At 71.2% G+C, this 13,713-nt stretch carries 14 protein-coding genes and 1 pseudogene; 9 read left to right on the forward strand and 6 right to left on the reverse strand.

Annotated elements, in window-relative coordinates; translation table 11 throughout:
• Window positions 1–92 precede the first annotated feature (92 nt).
• Window positions 93–632, forward strand: a pseudogene (locus ABZ297_RS17720) (gamma-glutamyltransferase); the annotation flags it as partial.
• The gene (locus ABZ297_RS17725; RefSeq protein ID WP_355346650.1) at window positions 629–1,378 is read left to right on the forward strand and encodes a sulfite exporter TauE/SafE family protein; all 750 of its coding nucleotides are present in this window, start codon (window positions 629–631) and stop codon (window positions 1,376–1,378) included. The pseudogene ABZ297_RS17720 and the gene ABZ297_RS17725, both read left to right, overlap by 4 nt.
• 16 nt (window positions 1,379–1,394) lie before the next feature.
• Here the strand turns inward: ABZ297_RS17725 and ABZ297_RS17730 are convergent, their stop codons facing one another.
• The gene (locus ABZ297_RS17730; protein WP_355346653.1) at window positions 1,395–2,480 is read right to left on the reverse strand and encodes a glutamate--cysteine ligase; all 1,086 of its coding nucleotides are present in this window, start codon (window positions 2,478–2,480) and stop codon (window positions 1,395–1,397) included.
• A 102-nt stretch (window positions 2,481–2,582) separates the two neighbouring features.
• On the opposite strand from ABZ297_RS17730, the gene ABZ297_RS17735 reads away from it, so the two are divergent.
• A complete protein-coding gene (locus tag ABZ297_RS17735) occupies window positions 2,583–3,107 on the forward strand; it encodes an RDD family protein (RefSeq protein ID WP_355346656.1) in 525 nt (174 codons plus the stop codon).
• Here ABZ297_RS17735 and ABZ297_RS17740 read toward each other — a convergent pair.
• Complete coding sequence (locus ABZ297_RS17740) at window positions 3,104–3,763, reverse strand: M15 family metallopeptidase (RefSeq protein WP_355346659.1); 660 nt, start codon at window positions 3,761–3,763, stop codon at window positions 3,104–3,106. The genes ABZ297_RS17735 and ABZ297_RS17740 overlap by 4 nt on opposite strands.
• Before the next feature lie 94 nt (window positions 3,764–3,857).
• On the reverse strand, window positions 3,858–5,006 hold the full coding sequence (locus tag ABZ297_RS17745) for an ROK family transcriptional regulator (RefSeq protein WP_355346661.1): 1,149 nt from the start codon (window positions 5,004–5,006) through the stop codon (window positions 3,858–3,860).
• A gap of 135 nt (window positions 5,007–5,141) precedes the next feature.
• On the opposite strand from ABZ297_RS17745, the gene ABZ297_RS17750 reads away from it, so the two are divergent.
• From ABZ297_RS17750 to ABZ297_RS17765, 4 genes are read left to right on the forward strand one after another with little or no spacing between them, the layout of a single operon-like run.
• Window positions 5,142–6,473, forward strand: coding sequence for an extracellular solute-binding protein (locus ABZ297_RS17750; RefSeq protein WP_355346664.1), 1,332 nt, complete (start codon window positions 5,142–5,144; stop codon window positions 6,471–6,473).
• A gap of 5 nt (window positions 6,474–6,478) precedes the next feature.
• Window positions 6,479–7,486: a sugar ABC transporter permease gene (locus ABZ297_RS17755; RefSeq protein WP_355346667.1), complete on the forward strand. Its 1,008-nt coding sequence runs from the start codon at window positions 6,479–6,481 to the stop codon at window positions 7,484–7,486.
• Window positions 7,486–8,337, forward strand: a complete 852-nt coding sequence (locus tag ABZ297_RS17760; protein ID WP_355346670.1) for a carbohydrate ABC transporter permease — start codon at window positions 7,486–7,488, stop codon at window positions 8,335–8,337. The genes ABZ297_RS17755 and ABZ297_RS17760 overlap by 1 nt, the downstream gene beginning before the upstream one ends.
• 23 nt (window positions 8,338–8,360) lie before the next feature.
• Complete coding sequence (locus ABZ297_RS17765) at window positions 8,361–9,800, forward strand: glycoside hydrolase family 3 protein (RefSeq protein WP_355346673.1); 1,440 nt, start codon at window positions 8,361–8,363, stop codon at window positions 9,798–9,800.
• Here ABZ297_RS17765 and ABZ297_RS17770 read toward each other — a convergent pair.
• Window positions 9,790–10,971, reverse strand: a complete 1,182-nt coding sequence (locus ABZ297_RS17770) for an ROK family transcriptional regulator (protein WP_355346826.1) — start codon at window positions 10,969–10,971, stop codon at window positions 9,790–9,792. The two genes, ABZ297_RS17765 and ABZ297_RS17770, sit on opposite strands and share 11 nt — an antisense overlap.
• 223 nt (window positions 10,972–11,194) lie before the next feature.
• On the opposite strand from ABZ297_RS17770, the gene ABZ297_RS17775 reads away from it, so the two are divergent.
• Together ABZ297_RS17775 and ABZ297_RS17780 are read left to right on the forward strand one after the other, a co-directional pair.
• On the forward strand, window positions 11,195–11,644 hold the full coding sequence (locus tag ABZ297_RS17775; protein ID WP_355346676.1) for an Rrf2 family transcriptional regulator: 450 nt from the start codon (window positions 11,195–11,197) through the stop codon (window positions 11,642–11,644).
• Window positions 11,645–11,800: 156 nt separating this feature from the next.
• Complete coding sequence (locus ABZ297_RS17780; RefSeq protein ID WP_355346679.1) at window positions 11,801–12,580, forward strand: DNA-formamidopyrimidine glycosylase family protein; 780 nt, start codon at window positions 11,801–11,803, stop codon at window positions 12,578–12,580.
• Here the strand turns inward: ABZ297_RS17780 and ABZ297_RS17785 are convergent.
• Together ABZ297_RS17785 and ABZ297_RS17790 are read right to left on the reverse strand one after the other, a co-directional pair.
• Window positions 12,577–12,933 carry a helix-turn-helix transcriptional regulator gene (locus ABZ297_RS17785; RefSeq protein ID WP_355346682.1) on the reverse strand — a complete coding sequence of 119 codons (357 nt, stop codon included), beginning with the start codon at window positions 12,931–12,933 and terminating at the stop codon, window positions 12,577–12,579. The two genes, ABZ297_RS17780 and ABZ297_RS17785, sit on opposite strands and share 4 nt — an antisense overlap.
• 286 nt (window positions 12,934–13,219) lie before the next feature.
• Window positions 13,220–13,711: a nicotinamide-nucleotide amidohydrolase family protein gene (locus tag ABZ297_RS17790; RefSeq protein ID WP_355346685.1), complete on the reverse strand. Its 492-nt coding sequence runs from the start codon at window positions 13,709–13,711 to the stop codon at window positions 13,220–13,222.
• Window positions 13,712–13,713 lie beyond the last annotated feature (2 nt).

Genomic DNA, 13,713 nt, shown 5'->3' on the forward strand with positions numbered 1-13,713 from the left:
TCATGATCTCTCCCTGAAATCGCCACGTTTGCAACTAACTAGTTACTTGCATCGTGGGCGGTCTGTCAAACCGCCAGGGCAGATCGAAAAACGATATGGTGTCGGCCACCCCGAGCGGCGGCTGGCTGCAGAGCTCCCCCACCATTCCCGAGCTGGGCTTCTGCCTGGGCACGCGGGCGCAGATGTTCTGGCTCCAGGAGGGGCTGCCCGCCTCGCTGCGTCCCGGCGCCCGGCCGCGCACCACGCTGTCGCCGTCGTTCGCGCTCAGGGACGGCAGGCCGTGGCTGGCGTTCGGCACCCCCGGCGGCGACCAGCAGGACCAGTGGAGCGTGAACCTCTTCCTCGCACTCGTCCACGGCGGCCTGAACCTCCAGGAGGCCATCGACGCGCCGATGTTCCACTCCGAGCACTTCCCCAGCTCGTTCTTCCCGCGCGGCTCCCGCCCGGGGGTGCTGCACGTGGAGGACCGGGTGGATCCGGCGGTCGTGGCCGAGCTGCGGCGGCGCGGCCATCAGGTGGAGGTGCAGGGTCCGTGGACGCTCGGCAGGCTCAGCGCGGTCGCCCGTGACGGCGGCTTCCTGAAGGCCGCCGCCAACCCGCGCGGCGCGCAGGGCTACGCGGTCGGCCGATGAGCCCGCTCAACGAGATCGCCTTCCTGGCAGGGGCGGGGCTGCTCGCCGGCGCGGTCAACGCGCTGGCGGGCGGCGGCACCCTGATCTCCTTCCCCGCGCTGCTGGCGCTCGGCCAGCCGAGCATCTCCGCCTCCGTGACGAACGCCGTGGCGCTGTGGCCCGGCTACCTCGGCGGCGTCCTCGGCTACCGGGCCGAGCTGCGCGGGCAGCGGCGAAGGACGGTGCTGCTGTCGGTCACGGCCATGCTGGGCGCGATCGTGGGCAGCGCGCTGCTGCTGCTCACGCCGGGCAAGCTGTTCGACTCGCTGGTGCCGTGGCTGGTGGCGTTCGCCAGCCTGGCGCTGCTGGCCCAGCCGTGGCTGCGCAGACGTTTCGGCGGCGACGACGACCGTCCGACCAGCAGGTGGGTGCACGCCGGGGCGTTCCTCGGCGGCTGTTACGGCGCGTACTTCAACGGCGGCATGGGCGTGCTGCTGCTGGCCGTGCTGGGAATGTTCCTGCACGATAACCTGCACCGGGTCAACGCCGTCAGGGCCGCGCTGTCGCTGGTCGTCAGCAGCGTGTCGGTGGTGGCGTTCTCGCTGTTCGGGCCGGTGCGGTGGGAGGCGGTGGCGGTGGTGGCGCCCGCCAGCCTGGTGGGTGGCTTCCTCGGCACCCGCCTGGCGCGGCTGATGTCGCCCGCCGTCCTGCGCGGCGTGGTGGTGGCGTTCGGGCTGGGCGTCGCCGCGGTGCTCGCGCTGCGGTGACAGCCGCCCCCCGCGTTCAGGCGACGGTGGCCTCGATCAGGTCGTCGACGACGGCGGCCAGGTGACCGGTGCGGGCGTGCGCCTGGCGCTGGCGTACCGCGCCGGAGCCGCGCCTGAGCAGCCGGTCCATGCCCTCCTCGACGAAGGCCAGGTCGCCGGAGTCGTCCAGGGCCTGTCGTACGTGGGCGAGCAGGCGTCTGGCCATCACGGGCGCGGGCACCAGGGTGCCCTCCCGGACGTCCAGGCCGTCGCCGAGAAGGCCGTCCCTGGCCGCGCGCCAGTAGGCGGCGCGCAACACCTCCGACGGGTACGGCTGGCCGCGGTCGCCGCGGGCCACGTCGGCGAGCGCGGTCACCACCAGGCCGCGGATCAGCCCGATGATGGTGAGGCTGTCGCTGACGTCCAGCGGGACGTCGGCCACCCGCACCTCGACCGTCGGCAGGGTGGGCGACGGACGGGTGTCCCAGAAGACGGTCTTCGGATCCATCAGCGCGCCGGAGCGCGACAGCGCGTGCAGCGCCTGCTCGTAGTCGGCGAACGTCGGGAAGAACGGAGGAGCGCCGGAGACCGGCCAGCGCCCCCAGGAGATCACCCGCCAGGACGCGTACCCGGTGTCGCGGCCGACGAAGAACGGCGAGTTGGCGGCCAGCGCGATCAGCGTGGGCAGCCAGGGCCGCAGATGGTTGCCCACGTAGACGGCGTGCTCCTCGTCGGGCACGTCGACGTGGACGTGCAGGGCACAGATGCTGATCTCGTCCTGTAAGGCCCGGTAGAGGACCCGGCCCTGCTCGTATCGGGCATCGTCACTGAGCGGGGCGGGCACGACGTCGCCGAGCACGGGGATACCGCTGGCGACCACGGCCAGCCCGCACGAGCGGGCCGCCGTGGCCACCTCCTTGCGGGTGGCGCGCAGCCGCACTCCCAGCTCGTTCAGGTCGGCCGATGGCACGCTGCGTGCCTCCACCTGGAAACGGGTGATCTCGTGAGTCACATCGAGGACGTCTGTCGCGGCGGCCAACACCTCTGCCGCCCGGGGAACCACGTGGCGCGTCCAGGGATCGACGACGAGGTACTCCTCCTCGATCCCGATAAGAGGAGTCACGCGTGTTATATGCCCCTATTTCCGCACAATCACCCCCGATCGGGGCAGAGTCGATGTGCGCCGGTACGGTACCTTCAGCGACCCCCGACCCTGGAGACGAGCATGGCCAAGGCCCTGCGCAGAGTGGCGGCCACACTGATCGACTATGGCCTGGTCATGGCCTACGCGGGCGTGGTGGCGGCGGTCTTTGTGCCGCTCTACCTCGCGGGCATCACGGTCATCCCCGCCGTCGACGGCCTCGGGAGCAGGATTCTCGCCCAGGTGATCGCGGCGGCGTTCCTCTCCGTTCCCGCCACGGTCTGGCTGGCCTCGCGGGAGTGGTCCGCGCGGCAGGCGACGCCCGGCAAGCGCCTGCTCGGCCTCAAGGTGGAGACCCTCTCGGGCGCCCGCCCGAGCAGGCCGACGGCGCTCGCCCGGACGGCGTTCAAGGTGCTCCTGCCGTGGGAGGTGGCCCACACCATGGTCTGGGACCAGCTCGCCTGGCCGAAGGGCGGGTTCGGCCCGCGCGACGTGGCGCTGACCGTCGCCGTCTACGGGCTGCTCGGCCTGTACGGGCTCACGCTCTTCCTGAGCTCTGGCCGGACCCCTTACGACCGGCTCTGCGGCACCAGGGTCGTCGGAGGCTAGGGCAGCTCGGTGGGGCCGTACAGTGCGGCGGGCGCCCCCGTGGCGAGCGCCCAGTAGCGGTCGCCGTAGGACCAGTGCCACCACTCGGTGGGGTAGTTGGCCAGGCCGGCGGGTTCGAGGGCGGCGGCGAGGATCTTGCGGTTCTCGCGCGCCTCGGCGGAGATGTTGGGCGCGGCGGTGTAGCAGGCGCCGTCGCTCTCCTCGGGGTTGTCGTTGACCTGCGTGCCCATGTCGTACTCGGTGCCGTCGGGGGCGCAGAGGGTCAGGTCGACGGCGGCTCCGGCGGTGTGGGGGGCGACCTCGACCGGGGACACGTAACGGCTGGCCGCGATATATGACTCGTCGGGCGACATTTCGGGGAATGTCGCTTGCAGCTCCGTCCGGTACTCCTCGAAGATCCGGCGCTGGGTCGCGATCGGCCGGTAGCCCTCGACGACCAGCAGGTGATAGCCGTCGGGCAGCAGCCCCTCGGCCCGCTCCAGCCGGGCCAGCAGGCCCGCGCGCAGGTGCGCGTACGCGCCCTCGCGGTCGGCCATCCGGGAGTCCACCCGCAGCCGCCCGCGCACGTCGGCCAGCGGCTCCCCACACTCTCGCACGGGAATCGCGGCCACCCGCGGGTCGGAGATCAGCACGATGTCGCTCGACGCTTGCCACATGGGCAGAAATTCTCACACACCACGGGCTCCCTCCGCGCTCATGGGTCACGGAGCACGCCGCACGCCGTACCGGAGAGCCCGGAATGTCGCGCGATCACACCGTGTCGGAGAAGACCTGCTCGCGGGCCTGGTCCAGGGCCGCGACGAGAGCGCCGCGCAGGATGGGGTTGCCCGCCACGCCGGTCACGACGACGGTGGGACGGCTCGGGCAGACACGGGCCACGGCCTCCTCCACCTTGGCCGCCAGCCGCGGCCCGCCCGCCCTGCCGATGTCGCCGCTGAGCACGATCAGCCCCGGGTCGAGGACGACGGTCACGGCGGCGGCCCCCAGCGCCAGCCGTCCCGCGATCTCGTCCAGGTACGCCTCGCCGCCGGTGCGCACCTGATCGGCGACCGTCTCGCCGGGCACCCCGTGCGCGGCGGCGATCCCGCTCAGCGCCTCGTGACCGACCAGACGCTGGAACGAGCCCGACTGCGGCTGGGAGACGTCGGCGGGCAGCGGCTCGCCCGGCACCGGCAGCCAGCCGATCTCGCCTGCTCCCCCGCTGGTGCCCCGGTGCAGCCGGCCGCCGAGCATCACGCCGACCCCCTGCCCCACGCCCGCCCAGAGCACCACGAAGTCCTCCACCCCCACCGCCGCGCCGTGCCGGCTCTCGGCCAGCGCGACCAGGTTGACGTCGTTCTCGATCGTCACCGGCACGCCCAGCGTCTCGCGGAGGCTGGCGAGCACGCCGAAGTGCCAGGCCGGCAGGTCGTAGGAGAACCGCACGTCGCCGCTGGCCGGATCGACCACGCCCCTGGTGCCGATGACGAACGAGCGCAGCCGCGACCGGTCGATGCCGGCCGACTCGCACGCCCGCCGCACCGCTGAGTGCACCGCCGCGACCGGTTCGCGCCCGTCGGACAGGTTGACCGTCACCTCGGTCACCATCGTGCCGGTGATGTCCGCCACGCCCACGGTCAGGCTCTCGGGCAGCACATCCAGCCCCGCGACGTAGGCGCTGGAGGGCACCACCGCGTAGAGCGCGGCGTGCGGGCCCCGGCCGCCCGCACGCTCTCCGGCGACCTCCACCAGCCCTCGCTCCTCCAGGCGGGCCAGCAGCTGGCCCGCGGTCACCTTGGAGAGCCCGGTCCGCTCTCCCAGCTCGGCCCTGGTCAGCGGGCCGTCCTCCAGGAGGAGTTCGAGTGCCGAGCGGTCGTTCAACCGGCGTAGGAGCCGGGGGGTTCCCGGGCTTCGGCTCATCGAGGGCGCCTCCGTCACGATCGGCTAACGGTCCGTTTCTTTTAAGAAAGTTTCTTGTTAGTTTATCAGCAGTCGTTCGGCTTGACGATCAGCCTGGTGCGGGACCGTGGGCCGGCACCCGGGAAGGGAGAACCTGTGAAGATCGCGAAGATCACTGCCACTACGGTCACCACGGCCGCTCTGGCTCTGGGCGTGGCCGCGTGTGGCTCGTCGGAGACACCCGCGGCGTCGTCGCCGAGCGCGGCGGCCTCCGCTTCGGCCAGCGGCCCCAAGTACGCGGGCAAGCAGCTGACCTTCTGGCGCCTCGGCGACAGCAACCCCAAGGCGCAGGCGTACACCGACCAGTTGGTGGCCGAGTTCGAGAAGCAGACCGGTGCCAAGGTGAAGGTCGAGTGGATCCCGTGGCCGCAGGTGAACGACAAGTTCACGGCCGCCGCCGCGGGCGGCACCGGCCCTGACGTCACCGAGATCGGCAACGACCAGGTGCCCCTCTGGCAGAGCCAGGAGGCCCTGGAGCCGATCAGCGACATCGTGTCGGCGGGCGACCAGACCCAGATCCCCAAGAACCTGATGGGCCTGGAGACGATCGACGGCGAGACCTACGCCGTGCCGTGGGGCGGCGGCACCCGCGCGGTGCTCTACCGCGCCGACTGGTTCAAGGAGCTCAAGATCGACGTCCCGAAGACCTGGGACGAGCTCATCGCCGCGGCCAAGAAGATCCAGGCCAAGAAGGGCAAGGACGTCGACGGCTTCGCCTTCAACGGCGGCTCCGACGCCAACCACCTGCTCGGCGCGCTGGCCTGGACCGCGGGCGGCGACTACGCCGTCAAGGAGGGCGACAAGTGGGTCGGCAAGCTGACCGACCCCGCCTTCAAGGCCGGCTTCGCCCAGTACACCTCGCTGGTCACCGACGGCCTGTCGAGCAAGTCGCGGCTGACCCAGAACACCATCGACATCCGCACCCGCTTCTCCAACAACAAGGTCGGCATGTACCTCACCGCGTCGTGGGACCTGGCGGCCATCGACGAGGAGAGCAAGGGCAAGCTCAAGGGCGACAAGCTGGCCTTCTTCCCGCTCCCGTCCAAGGACGGCGGCCAGGCGCAGGCCTTCCTCGGCGGCAACGACATCGCCGTGTGGGGCAGCGCCAAGGAGAAGGACGCGGCCAAGGAGTTCGTGAAGCTGGCCTCCGGCAAGGAGTGGGGCGACAAGTACGCCGCCGAGGGCGGCCTGCTGCCCGTATACCCCGACGCTCTGGCGGCCCTCGCCAGCGACCCGGTGCAGGCCCCGTTCGCGGCCGCCTTCGCCAAGGCCAAGGCCTTCCCCGCCGACCCGCAGTGGACGGAGGCCAACGAGACCAAGGCGGTGCTGCAGAACGCGGCGCGCTCGGTCATCGAGGGCAAGTCGTCGGCTGACGACGCCCTGGCCAAGGCCGACAAGGAGCTCGAAGACATCCTCAACGCGTCCTGAGCCTCATGACGAACACGTCAACGCTCCCCCGGCGTGGAGGCCGCTCCTCCACCCCGGGGCGGCGCCGAGGCGGCCCGGCTGCCAAGGCCCGCGGGCTGCCGAACTGGTCCATCCCGTACGTGCTGCTGGTCCCCGGCCTGCTGGTGATCGGCGCGCTCCTGCTCTACCCGCTGGTGCAGGTGGCCGTCATGGCCTTCCAGAAGGTGGGGCTCGTCCAGATCAGCGGTAAGAAGCCGGCCACCTGGGTCGGCTGGGAGAACTTCGACCGGATCCTCAGCAACGAGGTCTTCTGGTCCGCGCTGCGCAACACGGTCGTCTTCGCCGTCGTCGCGGTGACGCTGACGCTGGTCGTCGGCACCGCGGTGGGACTGCTGCTCAACAAGCTGGGCAGGAAGATGTCCGCGTTCGTGGTCGTCGGCATCATGTTCGCCTGGGCGGTGCCGCCGGTCGCGCAGGGCATCATCTGGAAGTGGCTGTTCGACGCCGAGGCGGGCATCGTCAACTGGGCGCTGAACCTGCTGCCTGACTGGCTGTCGAACCTGCTCTTCGGCCGGGCCGACTGGACCGGTGAGCCGTGGCTGAACGACGCCTGGTCGATCTACATGGTGCTGATCATCACGGTCGTCTGGGCCGGCTTCCCGTTCATCGCGGTGTCCGTCCTGGCGGGTGTGAGAGGCATTCCGTCCGAGCTGTACGAGGCGGCCAAGGTCGACGGCGCGTCCGCCTGGCGGACGTTCAGGAAGATCACCTTCCCGCTGCTCAAGCCCGTGTTCGCCGTGCTGACCGTGCTGTCGATCATCTGGGACTTCAAGGTCTTCAGCCAGCTGTACGTGCTCATGGGCGGCCCGGCCAACCGTGAGGCGTTCAACCTGTCGCTTTACTCCTACGCCGAGGCGTTCCGCCCGCCGCCCAAGATGGGCTCCGGCGCGGCCATCGCCATGGTGCTGACGGTGATCCTGCTCGTCGTCACCGCGGTGTACGTCCGGCAGCTGGTCAAGCAGGAGGACATGTGATGAGCCCGCTCGCGCGCAGGCGGCTGGGCAGGATCGCGCTGAACGCGGCAGGCGTCCTGGTGTTCCTGTTCGCGATCTTCCCCGTCTACTGGATGGTCGCCACCTCCTTCAAGGCCAACGACCAGATCTTCACCACCAGCTTCGTCCCGTTCCCCACACACTTCACCTTCGAGCACCTGCAACGGGTGCTGACCGAGGGCGTGGCGGGGCACTCGATCTGGCTGTACATGCGCAACAGCGCGATCGTGGCGCTCGGCACGGTGCTCGTCGGAGCGGTGTTCTCGCTGCTGGCGGCCACCGCGGTGGCCCGCTTCAGGTTCAAGGGGCGCAACACGTTCCTGATCCTGCTGCTCATCGTGCAGATGATCCCGTCGGAGGCGCTGCTCATCCCGCTGTTCCTCAGCGTCAAGCGGCTCGGCCTGTACGACCAGCTGCTCGGCCTGATCGTCGTCAACGTCGGCCTCACGCTGCCGTTCGGCATCTGGATGCTGCGCACGTTCGTCGCCGCCGTGCCGAGGTCGCTGGAGGAGGCGGCGTGGATCGACGGCGCCGGGCGCTTCGCCACGTTCTGGAAGGTGCTGTTCCCGCTGGTCGCGCCCGGCCTGGTGGCGACCAGCATCTTCTCCTTCATCACCGCCTGGAACGAGCTGATCTTCGCACTGGTCCTGATGAGCGACTCGTCCGGTTACACCATGCCCGTGGCCCTGCAGTACTTCTTCGGGCAGCGCGGCACGGACTGGGGCGCGATCATGGCCAGCTCCACGCTGATGACCCTCCCGGTCGTCATCTTCTTCCTGCTGGTACAGCGCCGCATGGTCTCCGGCCTGGTGGCCGGGGCCGTGAAGGGCTGAGAACGCACGTCACATGAGGAGCCATGAGTCAGAGTGATCGGGGGCTGCGCCGCCTCGCGGCCGGCACGCTGCTCGTCGCCTTCCAGGGAACCGAGGCGCCCGCGTGGGTGCTGCGCGAGCTGGAACAGGGCCTGGGAGGCGTGACGCTCTTCGGGTTCAACGTCGCCGACCCGGACCGGTTGCGGTCCCTCACGTCCTCGCTGAGGAGCGCGGGCGAGCCCGTCGTCTCGCTGGACGAGGAGGGCGGCGACGTCACGCGGCTGGCCTACCACGTCGGCAGCCCGTACCCGGGCAACGCCGCGCTCGGCGCGGTGGACGACGTCGAGCTGACCCGCCGGGTGTACCGGGCGATCGGCTCGGAGCTGGCCGCGTGCGGCGTCAACCTGGACATGGCGCCGGACGCCGACGTCAACACCGAGGCCGACAACCCGGTGATCGGCACCAGGTCGTTCGGCGACGAGCCGGACCTGGTCGCCAGGCACACGGTCGCCGCGGTGACAGGCCTGCAGTCGGTGAACGTGGCCGCCTGCGTCAAGCACTTCCCCGGTCACGGGGCCACCCGCGTCGACTCGCACCTGGCCATCCCGGTCGTGGACGTCTCCCTGGACGTCCTGCGCTCGCGCGAGTTGGCGCCGTTTCGGGCCGCCATCGCGGCGGGAGCCAGGTCGATCATGACGGCGCACGTGTCGGTGCCCGCGCTGACCGGCGACACGCCCGCCACGCTGTCCGGCGCGGCGCTGACCGGGCTGCTCAAGGGCGAGCTCGGCTACGAGGGCGTGGTGGTCAGCGACGCCCTCGACATGCACGCCATCAGCGAGGGCGTGGGGCTCGCCGGGGGCGCCGTGCTGTCGCTGGCCGCCGGGACCGACCTGATCTGCCTGGGCCCGCAGCCGACCTACGACGACGTGCGGCACATCATCGCGGAGATCGTGACCGCGGTGCGGGACGGGCGCCTGCCGCTGTCCCGGCTGGAGGAGGCCGCGTCCAGGCTGGAGGCGCTGCGCGCGTGGTTCGGCGCGCCGGGCGGGACCGCCGCCGAGCAGAACGGGGTCGGCCTGCACGCCGCGCGCCGCGCCGTCCGGCTCACCGGAGCGCCGGCGCCGCTGGTGGAGCCGGTGGTGATCGAGGTGGACACACCGCCGACGATCGCCGTCGGCGACGTGCCGTGGGGGGTCGGCCCCTGGCTGCCCGACGCTGAGATCCTCCGGGTCGAGCCCACCGGCGCGGACGTGCCCGGCCTGCTGGCCAAGGCCAGGGACCGGTCGCTGGTCGTGGTGGTCAAGGACGCGCACCGGCACGAGGCCGGGCGCGCCCTGGTCTCGGCCCTGGTGGCAGCGCGTCCGGACACCACGGTCATCGAGATGGGGCTGCCCGTGTGGCGTCCCGGCAGCGCCGCCTACATCGCCACGTACGGCGCGGCCAGGGCCAACGCCCAGGCCGCCGTCGAACTTCTCACTGCCTGAGAAGTTCCTCCCTGGCCTGCTCCAGCGCGGCGAGGACGGCGCCGCGCAGCACCGGGTTCGGGGCGCTGACCGCGGTCGTGACGACCGTGGGACGGACCGGGCAGATCCGGGCCACGGCCTCCTCGACCCGGGACGTCAGCGCGTCGCCGCCCGCGTGGCCCACCTCCCCGCCCAGCACCACCAGGCCGGGGTCGAGGATCACGCACACCGAGGCGACGCCCAGCGCCAGCCGGTGGGCGATCTCGTCCAGCAGTGGCTCGCCCCCAGCTCCCGCCGCCACCGCGACCCGCACGCACTCCCCGGCGCTCTCGGCCGCGAAGCCGTACCCCCTCGCCAGCTCGGCCACCGCCTCGGCGCTGACCAGCGACTGCAGGCCGCCCGCCAGCGACGGCAGCCGCCCCGGCAGGGTGCGGATGTCTTCGGGCAAGGGAACGCCGGGCACGGGCAGGTAGCCGATCTCGCCCGCGCTGCCCGAGCGCCCCCGGTGCAGCTTGCCGCCGAGCACCACGGCCATGCCCAGGCCGCGGCTGGACCACAGCAGCACGAAGTCGTCGAGCCCCTTGGCGGCCCCGTCGGCGCGCTCGGCGATGGCGGCCAGGTTCACGTCGTTCTCGATCGTCACCTCGCGCTTGAGATCGCCCGCCAGCGCCTCGTGGATGCCCTCGTGCCAGCCGGGCAGGTCGAAGGAGAACCGCACGTCGCCGCTGCGCGGGTCGACCACGCCGGGGGTGCCGATGACCACGCCGCGCAGCTTGCCGAGGCCGACCCTGGCGCTGCGGCACGCCTTCACGATCGCGCCGTGGACGACCGCGACCGGGTCGTCGTGGCCGTTGGGTTCGACGCTCACCTCGGCGATCGTGCGCCCGTGGATGTCGGCGACCACCGTGGAGATCAGCTCGGGCCCCACCTCCAGGCCCGCCACATACCCGCTGGACGGGATCACGGAGTAGAGGGCCGCGTTCGGGCCGCGCCCGCCGGCCTGCGCGCCGACGACCTCGACCAGCCCGCGCTCCTCGAGCCTGGCCAGCGTCTGCGAGGCGGTGACCTTGGACAGCCCGGTCAGGTCGCCGATCTGGCCCCGGGTCATGGGCCCGGTGGCCAGGAGCAACTCCAGTGCGGCCCGGTCGTTGATCTCCCTGAGCAGTCTGGGCACACCAGGGCGTCGCTCCACGCTGAATCCCACCGTCATATCGAAAAGGTTGTTGGAAGTTTAGCGCTCTGACCCGCGCTCATCAGCGCAGGTGAACACGAGGACATCTCATGATCATCTCGGAGCCGGGTGGCTTCCCCCGGTCGATGAGGACGCTGTTCACGCACCCGGAGACCGCGGACCGGCGGCCGGTTCGGGCGACCTCGCGACTAACCAGTGTTGACCAGGAGGGATAATCGACAACATGCGCCTATCCGCTCGTGTCGACTACGCCCTCCGTGCCGCCGCCGAACTCGCCGCAGCAGGTGCCGGCCCGACCACCGTGGGCGAACTCGCCAAGGAGCAGGACATGCCGCCCAAGTACCTGGAGAACATCCTGCTCCAGATGCGCCGGGCCGGTCTCGTACGCGGCCAGCGCGGCCCCGAGGGGGGATACGTGCTGGCCAGGCCCGCCGGGGAGATCTCGCTCGCCGACGTGATCAGGGCGGTCGACGGCCCGCTGGCCAACGTCCGCGGCGAGCGGCCCGAACACGTCGGCTACCGGGGGCCCGCCGAGTCCCTGCAGCAGGTGTGGATCGCGCTGCGGGCCACCGAGCGGGCGATCCTGGAAGAGGTCACGCTCGAACAGGTGGCCAGCGGCTCGCTTCCCGAACGCGTCCGCCAACTCGCCGCTGACCCCGCCGCCTGGGACTGACCCGGCGACGCCCCGCGACCAGCGCCCTGCGCCGGCAGATCGACGTGCCCGTCACCGGCGGCCGCGCGAGGGCGGAGGAGGCCCTCGACCAGCTGACGTCCCTGGTCGACGCGTGGGTCGACGCGTGGGTGGACACCGCTTCCTAGACTGGGTGGCATGCCCGAGGGAGACGCCGTCCACCGCACGGCCGCGAGGCTGCGCGGGGCCCTGGACGGCCAGGTTCTGACCCGCTCGGACTTCCGCGTCCCCCGCTACGCCACGACCGACCTGAGCGGGCGCGAGGTCCTGACGACCGTGTCGCGTGGCAAGCACCTGCTCACCAGGGTCGAGGGCGGGGTGACCGTGCACACGCACCTACGCATGGACGGAAGCTGGCGGATCATGCCGGCCGGGCGGCGGCCACCGCCCGGCGACCAGGTGCGGCTGATCCTGGCCTGCCGGCAGTGGCAGGCCGTGGGCGTCAGGCTCGGGATGGTGGACGTGGTGGCGACGTCAGAGGAGCAGCAGTTGGTGGGGCATCTGGGGCCCGACCTGCTGGGCCCTGACTGGGATCCGGACGAGGCCGTGCGGCGGCTGCGCCAGGCGCCTGACCAGACGATCGGGGAGGCCCTGCTCGACCAGCGCAACCTGGCCGGGATCGGCACGATCTACCGAGCCGAGACGCTCTTCCTGCGCGGCGTCTGGCCGTGGCGGCGGGTGGGGGACGTCGAGGATCTGGGCGCGCTCGTCACGCTGGCGCACCGGCTGCTGGAGGCGAACAAGAGCCATGCGGGCACGGTGACCACAGGCGACCGCCGTCCGGCGAACCAGACGTGGGTCTACGGCAGGGCGGGCAGGCCCTGTCGCAGATGCGGCACGCGCATCAGCCGTGGGGAGATGGGGGCGCAGTCACAGGAACGGCTGATCCTGTGGTGCGGCGGCTGCCAGCCTGGTTAGGCAGCCACCATGTCCTTGACTTCGGGGAACACCGAGTCGGAGATCGACCCGGAAACCGACTCGGCAAGGGGCAGCCGCTCGTGTTCGGGGACGTCGGCGAGCACGGGCGCGGCCTGGAGTTCGGCCAGCGCGAACTGGTCGGAGACCTCACGCAGCACCTGCGACAGCGGCACCCCGAGAGCGCCACAGATCGACGAGAGCAGCTCGGAGGACGCCTCCTTCTGACCGCGCTCGACCTCGGACAGGTAGCCGAGCGAGACACGGGCTAGCGTGGACACCTCACGAAGTGTGCGTCCCTGCCGCACTCGCAACCGCCTCAGCACATCGCCGAGCAGCTGACGCAGCAGAATCATCTGTCGCTCCCTCCCCGGCGCGGATGCTTTCACCACGCCTCGCGCGATCGGATCGTGCCGCCCATCCTTCTTCTTCGCTTCGTACATACTCCTCGCCGTCATCACCGGGGCTCGCAGCCCCTGGCCTGCCGCTCGTGGTTCGTTACGTGACTCAGTAGGCCCGCCTGCCGGGCGCTGACTGCTTGCGGATGGCTCACGGACCTCACTCACAGCTCCACCGTACCCGTATCCACCGACACCGCGTCAGACCGTGCATCGCTTGTTCGCTGGGGACGTAACACAGTAATCACCCGGAATGTTCCCTCGTGTTCGACTTGAGCACACCTGCTAGGAGATCAACCGCCTCGTCCACCGTCTCTACCCGGATACGTTCACGCGACCCCTCAAGGCTCAGCTGTTTCCGCCAGATCTGCCCGCCAGGCCCGCTGACGGCCAGATGGACGGTTCCCACGGGCTTGCCGTCCTGCGGCTCGGGCCCCGCGACCCCGGTCACCGCGAGCCCGTACGTGGCCTCACAGAGCCGTGCGACCCCGCTGGCCATCGCCGCCGCCACATCTGGGTGCACGGCCCCCTCACGCCGCAGCAGATCCTCGGGGACGTCCAGCAGCGCGTGCTTCAGATCGGTGGCGTAGGAGATCACCCCGCCCCTGAACGCCTTGGACGCGCCGGAGACCGACGTGAACCTGGCCCCGAGGAGCCCGCCGGTCAGCGACTCGGCGACGGCCACCGTCGCGGCCTGCCGCACCAGCAGGGAGAGCACCTCCGCCGCCCCGACCATGA

The sequence above is a fragment of the Nonomuraea sp. NPDC005983 genome, assembly GCF_040614375.1.
Taxonomy (GTDB): Bacteria; Actinomycetota; Actinomycetes; order Streptosporangiales; family Streptosporangiaceae; genus Nonomuraea.

Bases quoted from the DNA above. Each gene is read 5' to 3' on its own strand.
- ABZ297_RS17725 (WP_355346650.1), top strand. From the start codon at position 629: ATGAGCCCGCTCAACGAGATCGCCTTCCTGGCAGGGGCGGGGCTGCTC.
- ABZ297_RS17735 (WP_355346656.1), top strand. From the start codon at position 2,583: ATGGCCAAGGCCCTGCGCAGAGTGGCGGCCACACTGATCGACTATGGC.
- ABZ297_RS17740 (WP_355346659.1), bottom strand. From the start codon at position 3,763: ATGTGGCAAGCGTCGAGCGACATCGTGCTGATCTCCGACCCGCGGGTG.
- ABZ297_RS17745 (WP_355346661.1), bottom strand. From the start codon at position 5,006: ATGAGCCGAAGCCCGGGAACCCCCCGGCTCCTACGCCGGTTGAACGAC.
- ABZ297_RS17755 (WP_355346667.1), top strand. From the start codon at position 6,479: ATGACGAACACGTCAACGCTCCCCCGGCGTGGAGGCCGCTCCTCCACC.
- ABZ297_RS17760 (WP_355346670.1), top strand. From the start codon at position 7,486: ATGAGCCCGCTCGCGCGCAGGCGGCTGGGCAGGATCGCGCTGAACGCG.
- ABZ297_RS17765 (WP_355346673.1), top strand. From the start codon at position 8,361: ATGAGTCAGAGTGATCGGGGGCTGCGCCGCCTCGCGGCCGGCACGCTG.
- ABZ297_RS17775 (WP_355346676.1), top strand. From the start codon at position 11,195: ATGCGCCTATCCGCTCGTGTCGACTACGCCCTCCGTGCCGCCGCCGAA.
- ABZ297_RS17780 (WP_355346679.1), top strand. From the start codon at position 11,801: ATGCCCGAGGGAGACGCCGTCCACCGCACGGCCGCGAGGCTGCGCGGG.
- ABZ297_RS17785 (WP_355346682.1), bottom strand. From the start codon at position 12,933: ATGATTCTGCTGCGTCAGCTGCTCGGCGATGTGCTGAGGCGGTTGCGA.
- ABZ297_RS17790 (WP_355346685.1), bottom strand. From the start codon at position 13,711: ATGGTCGGGGCGGCGGAGGTGCTCTCCCTGCTGGTGCGGCAGGCCGCG.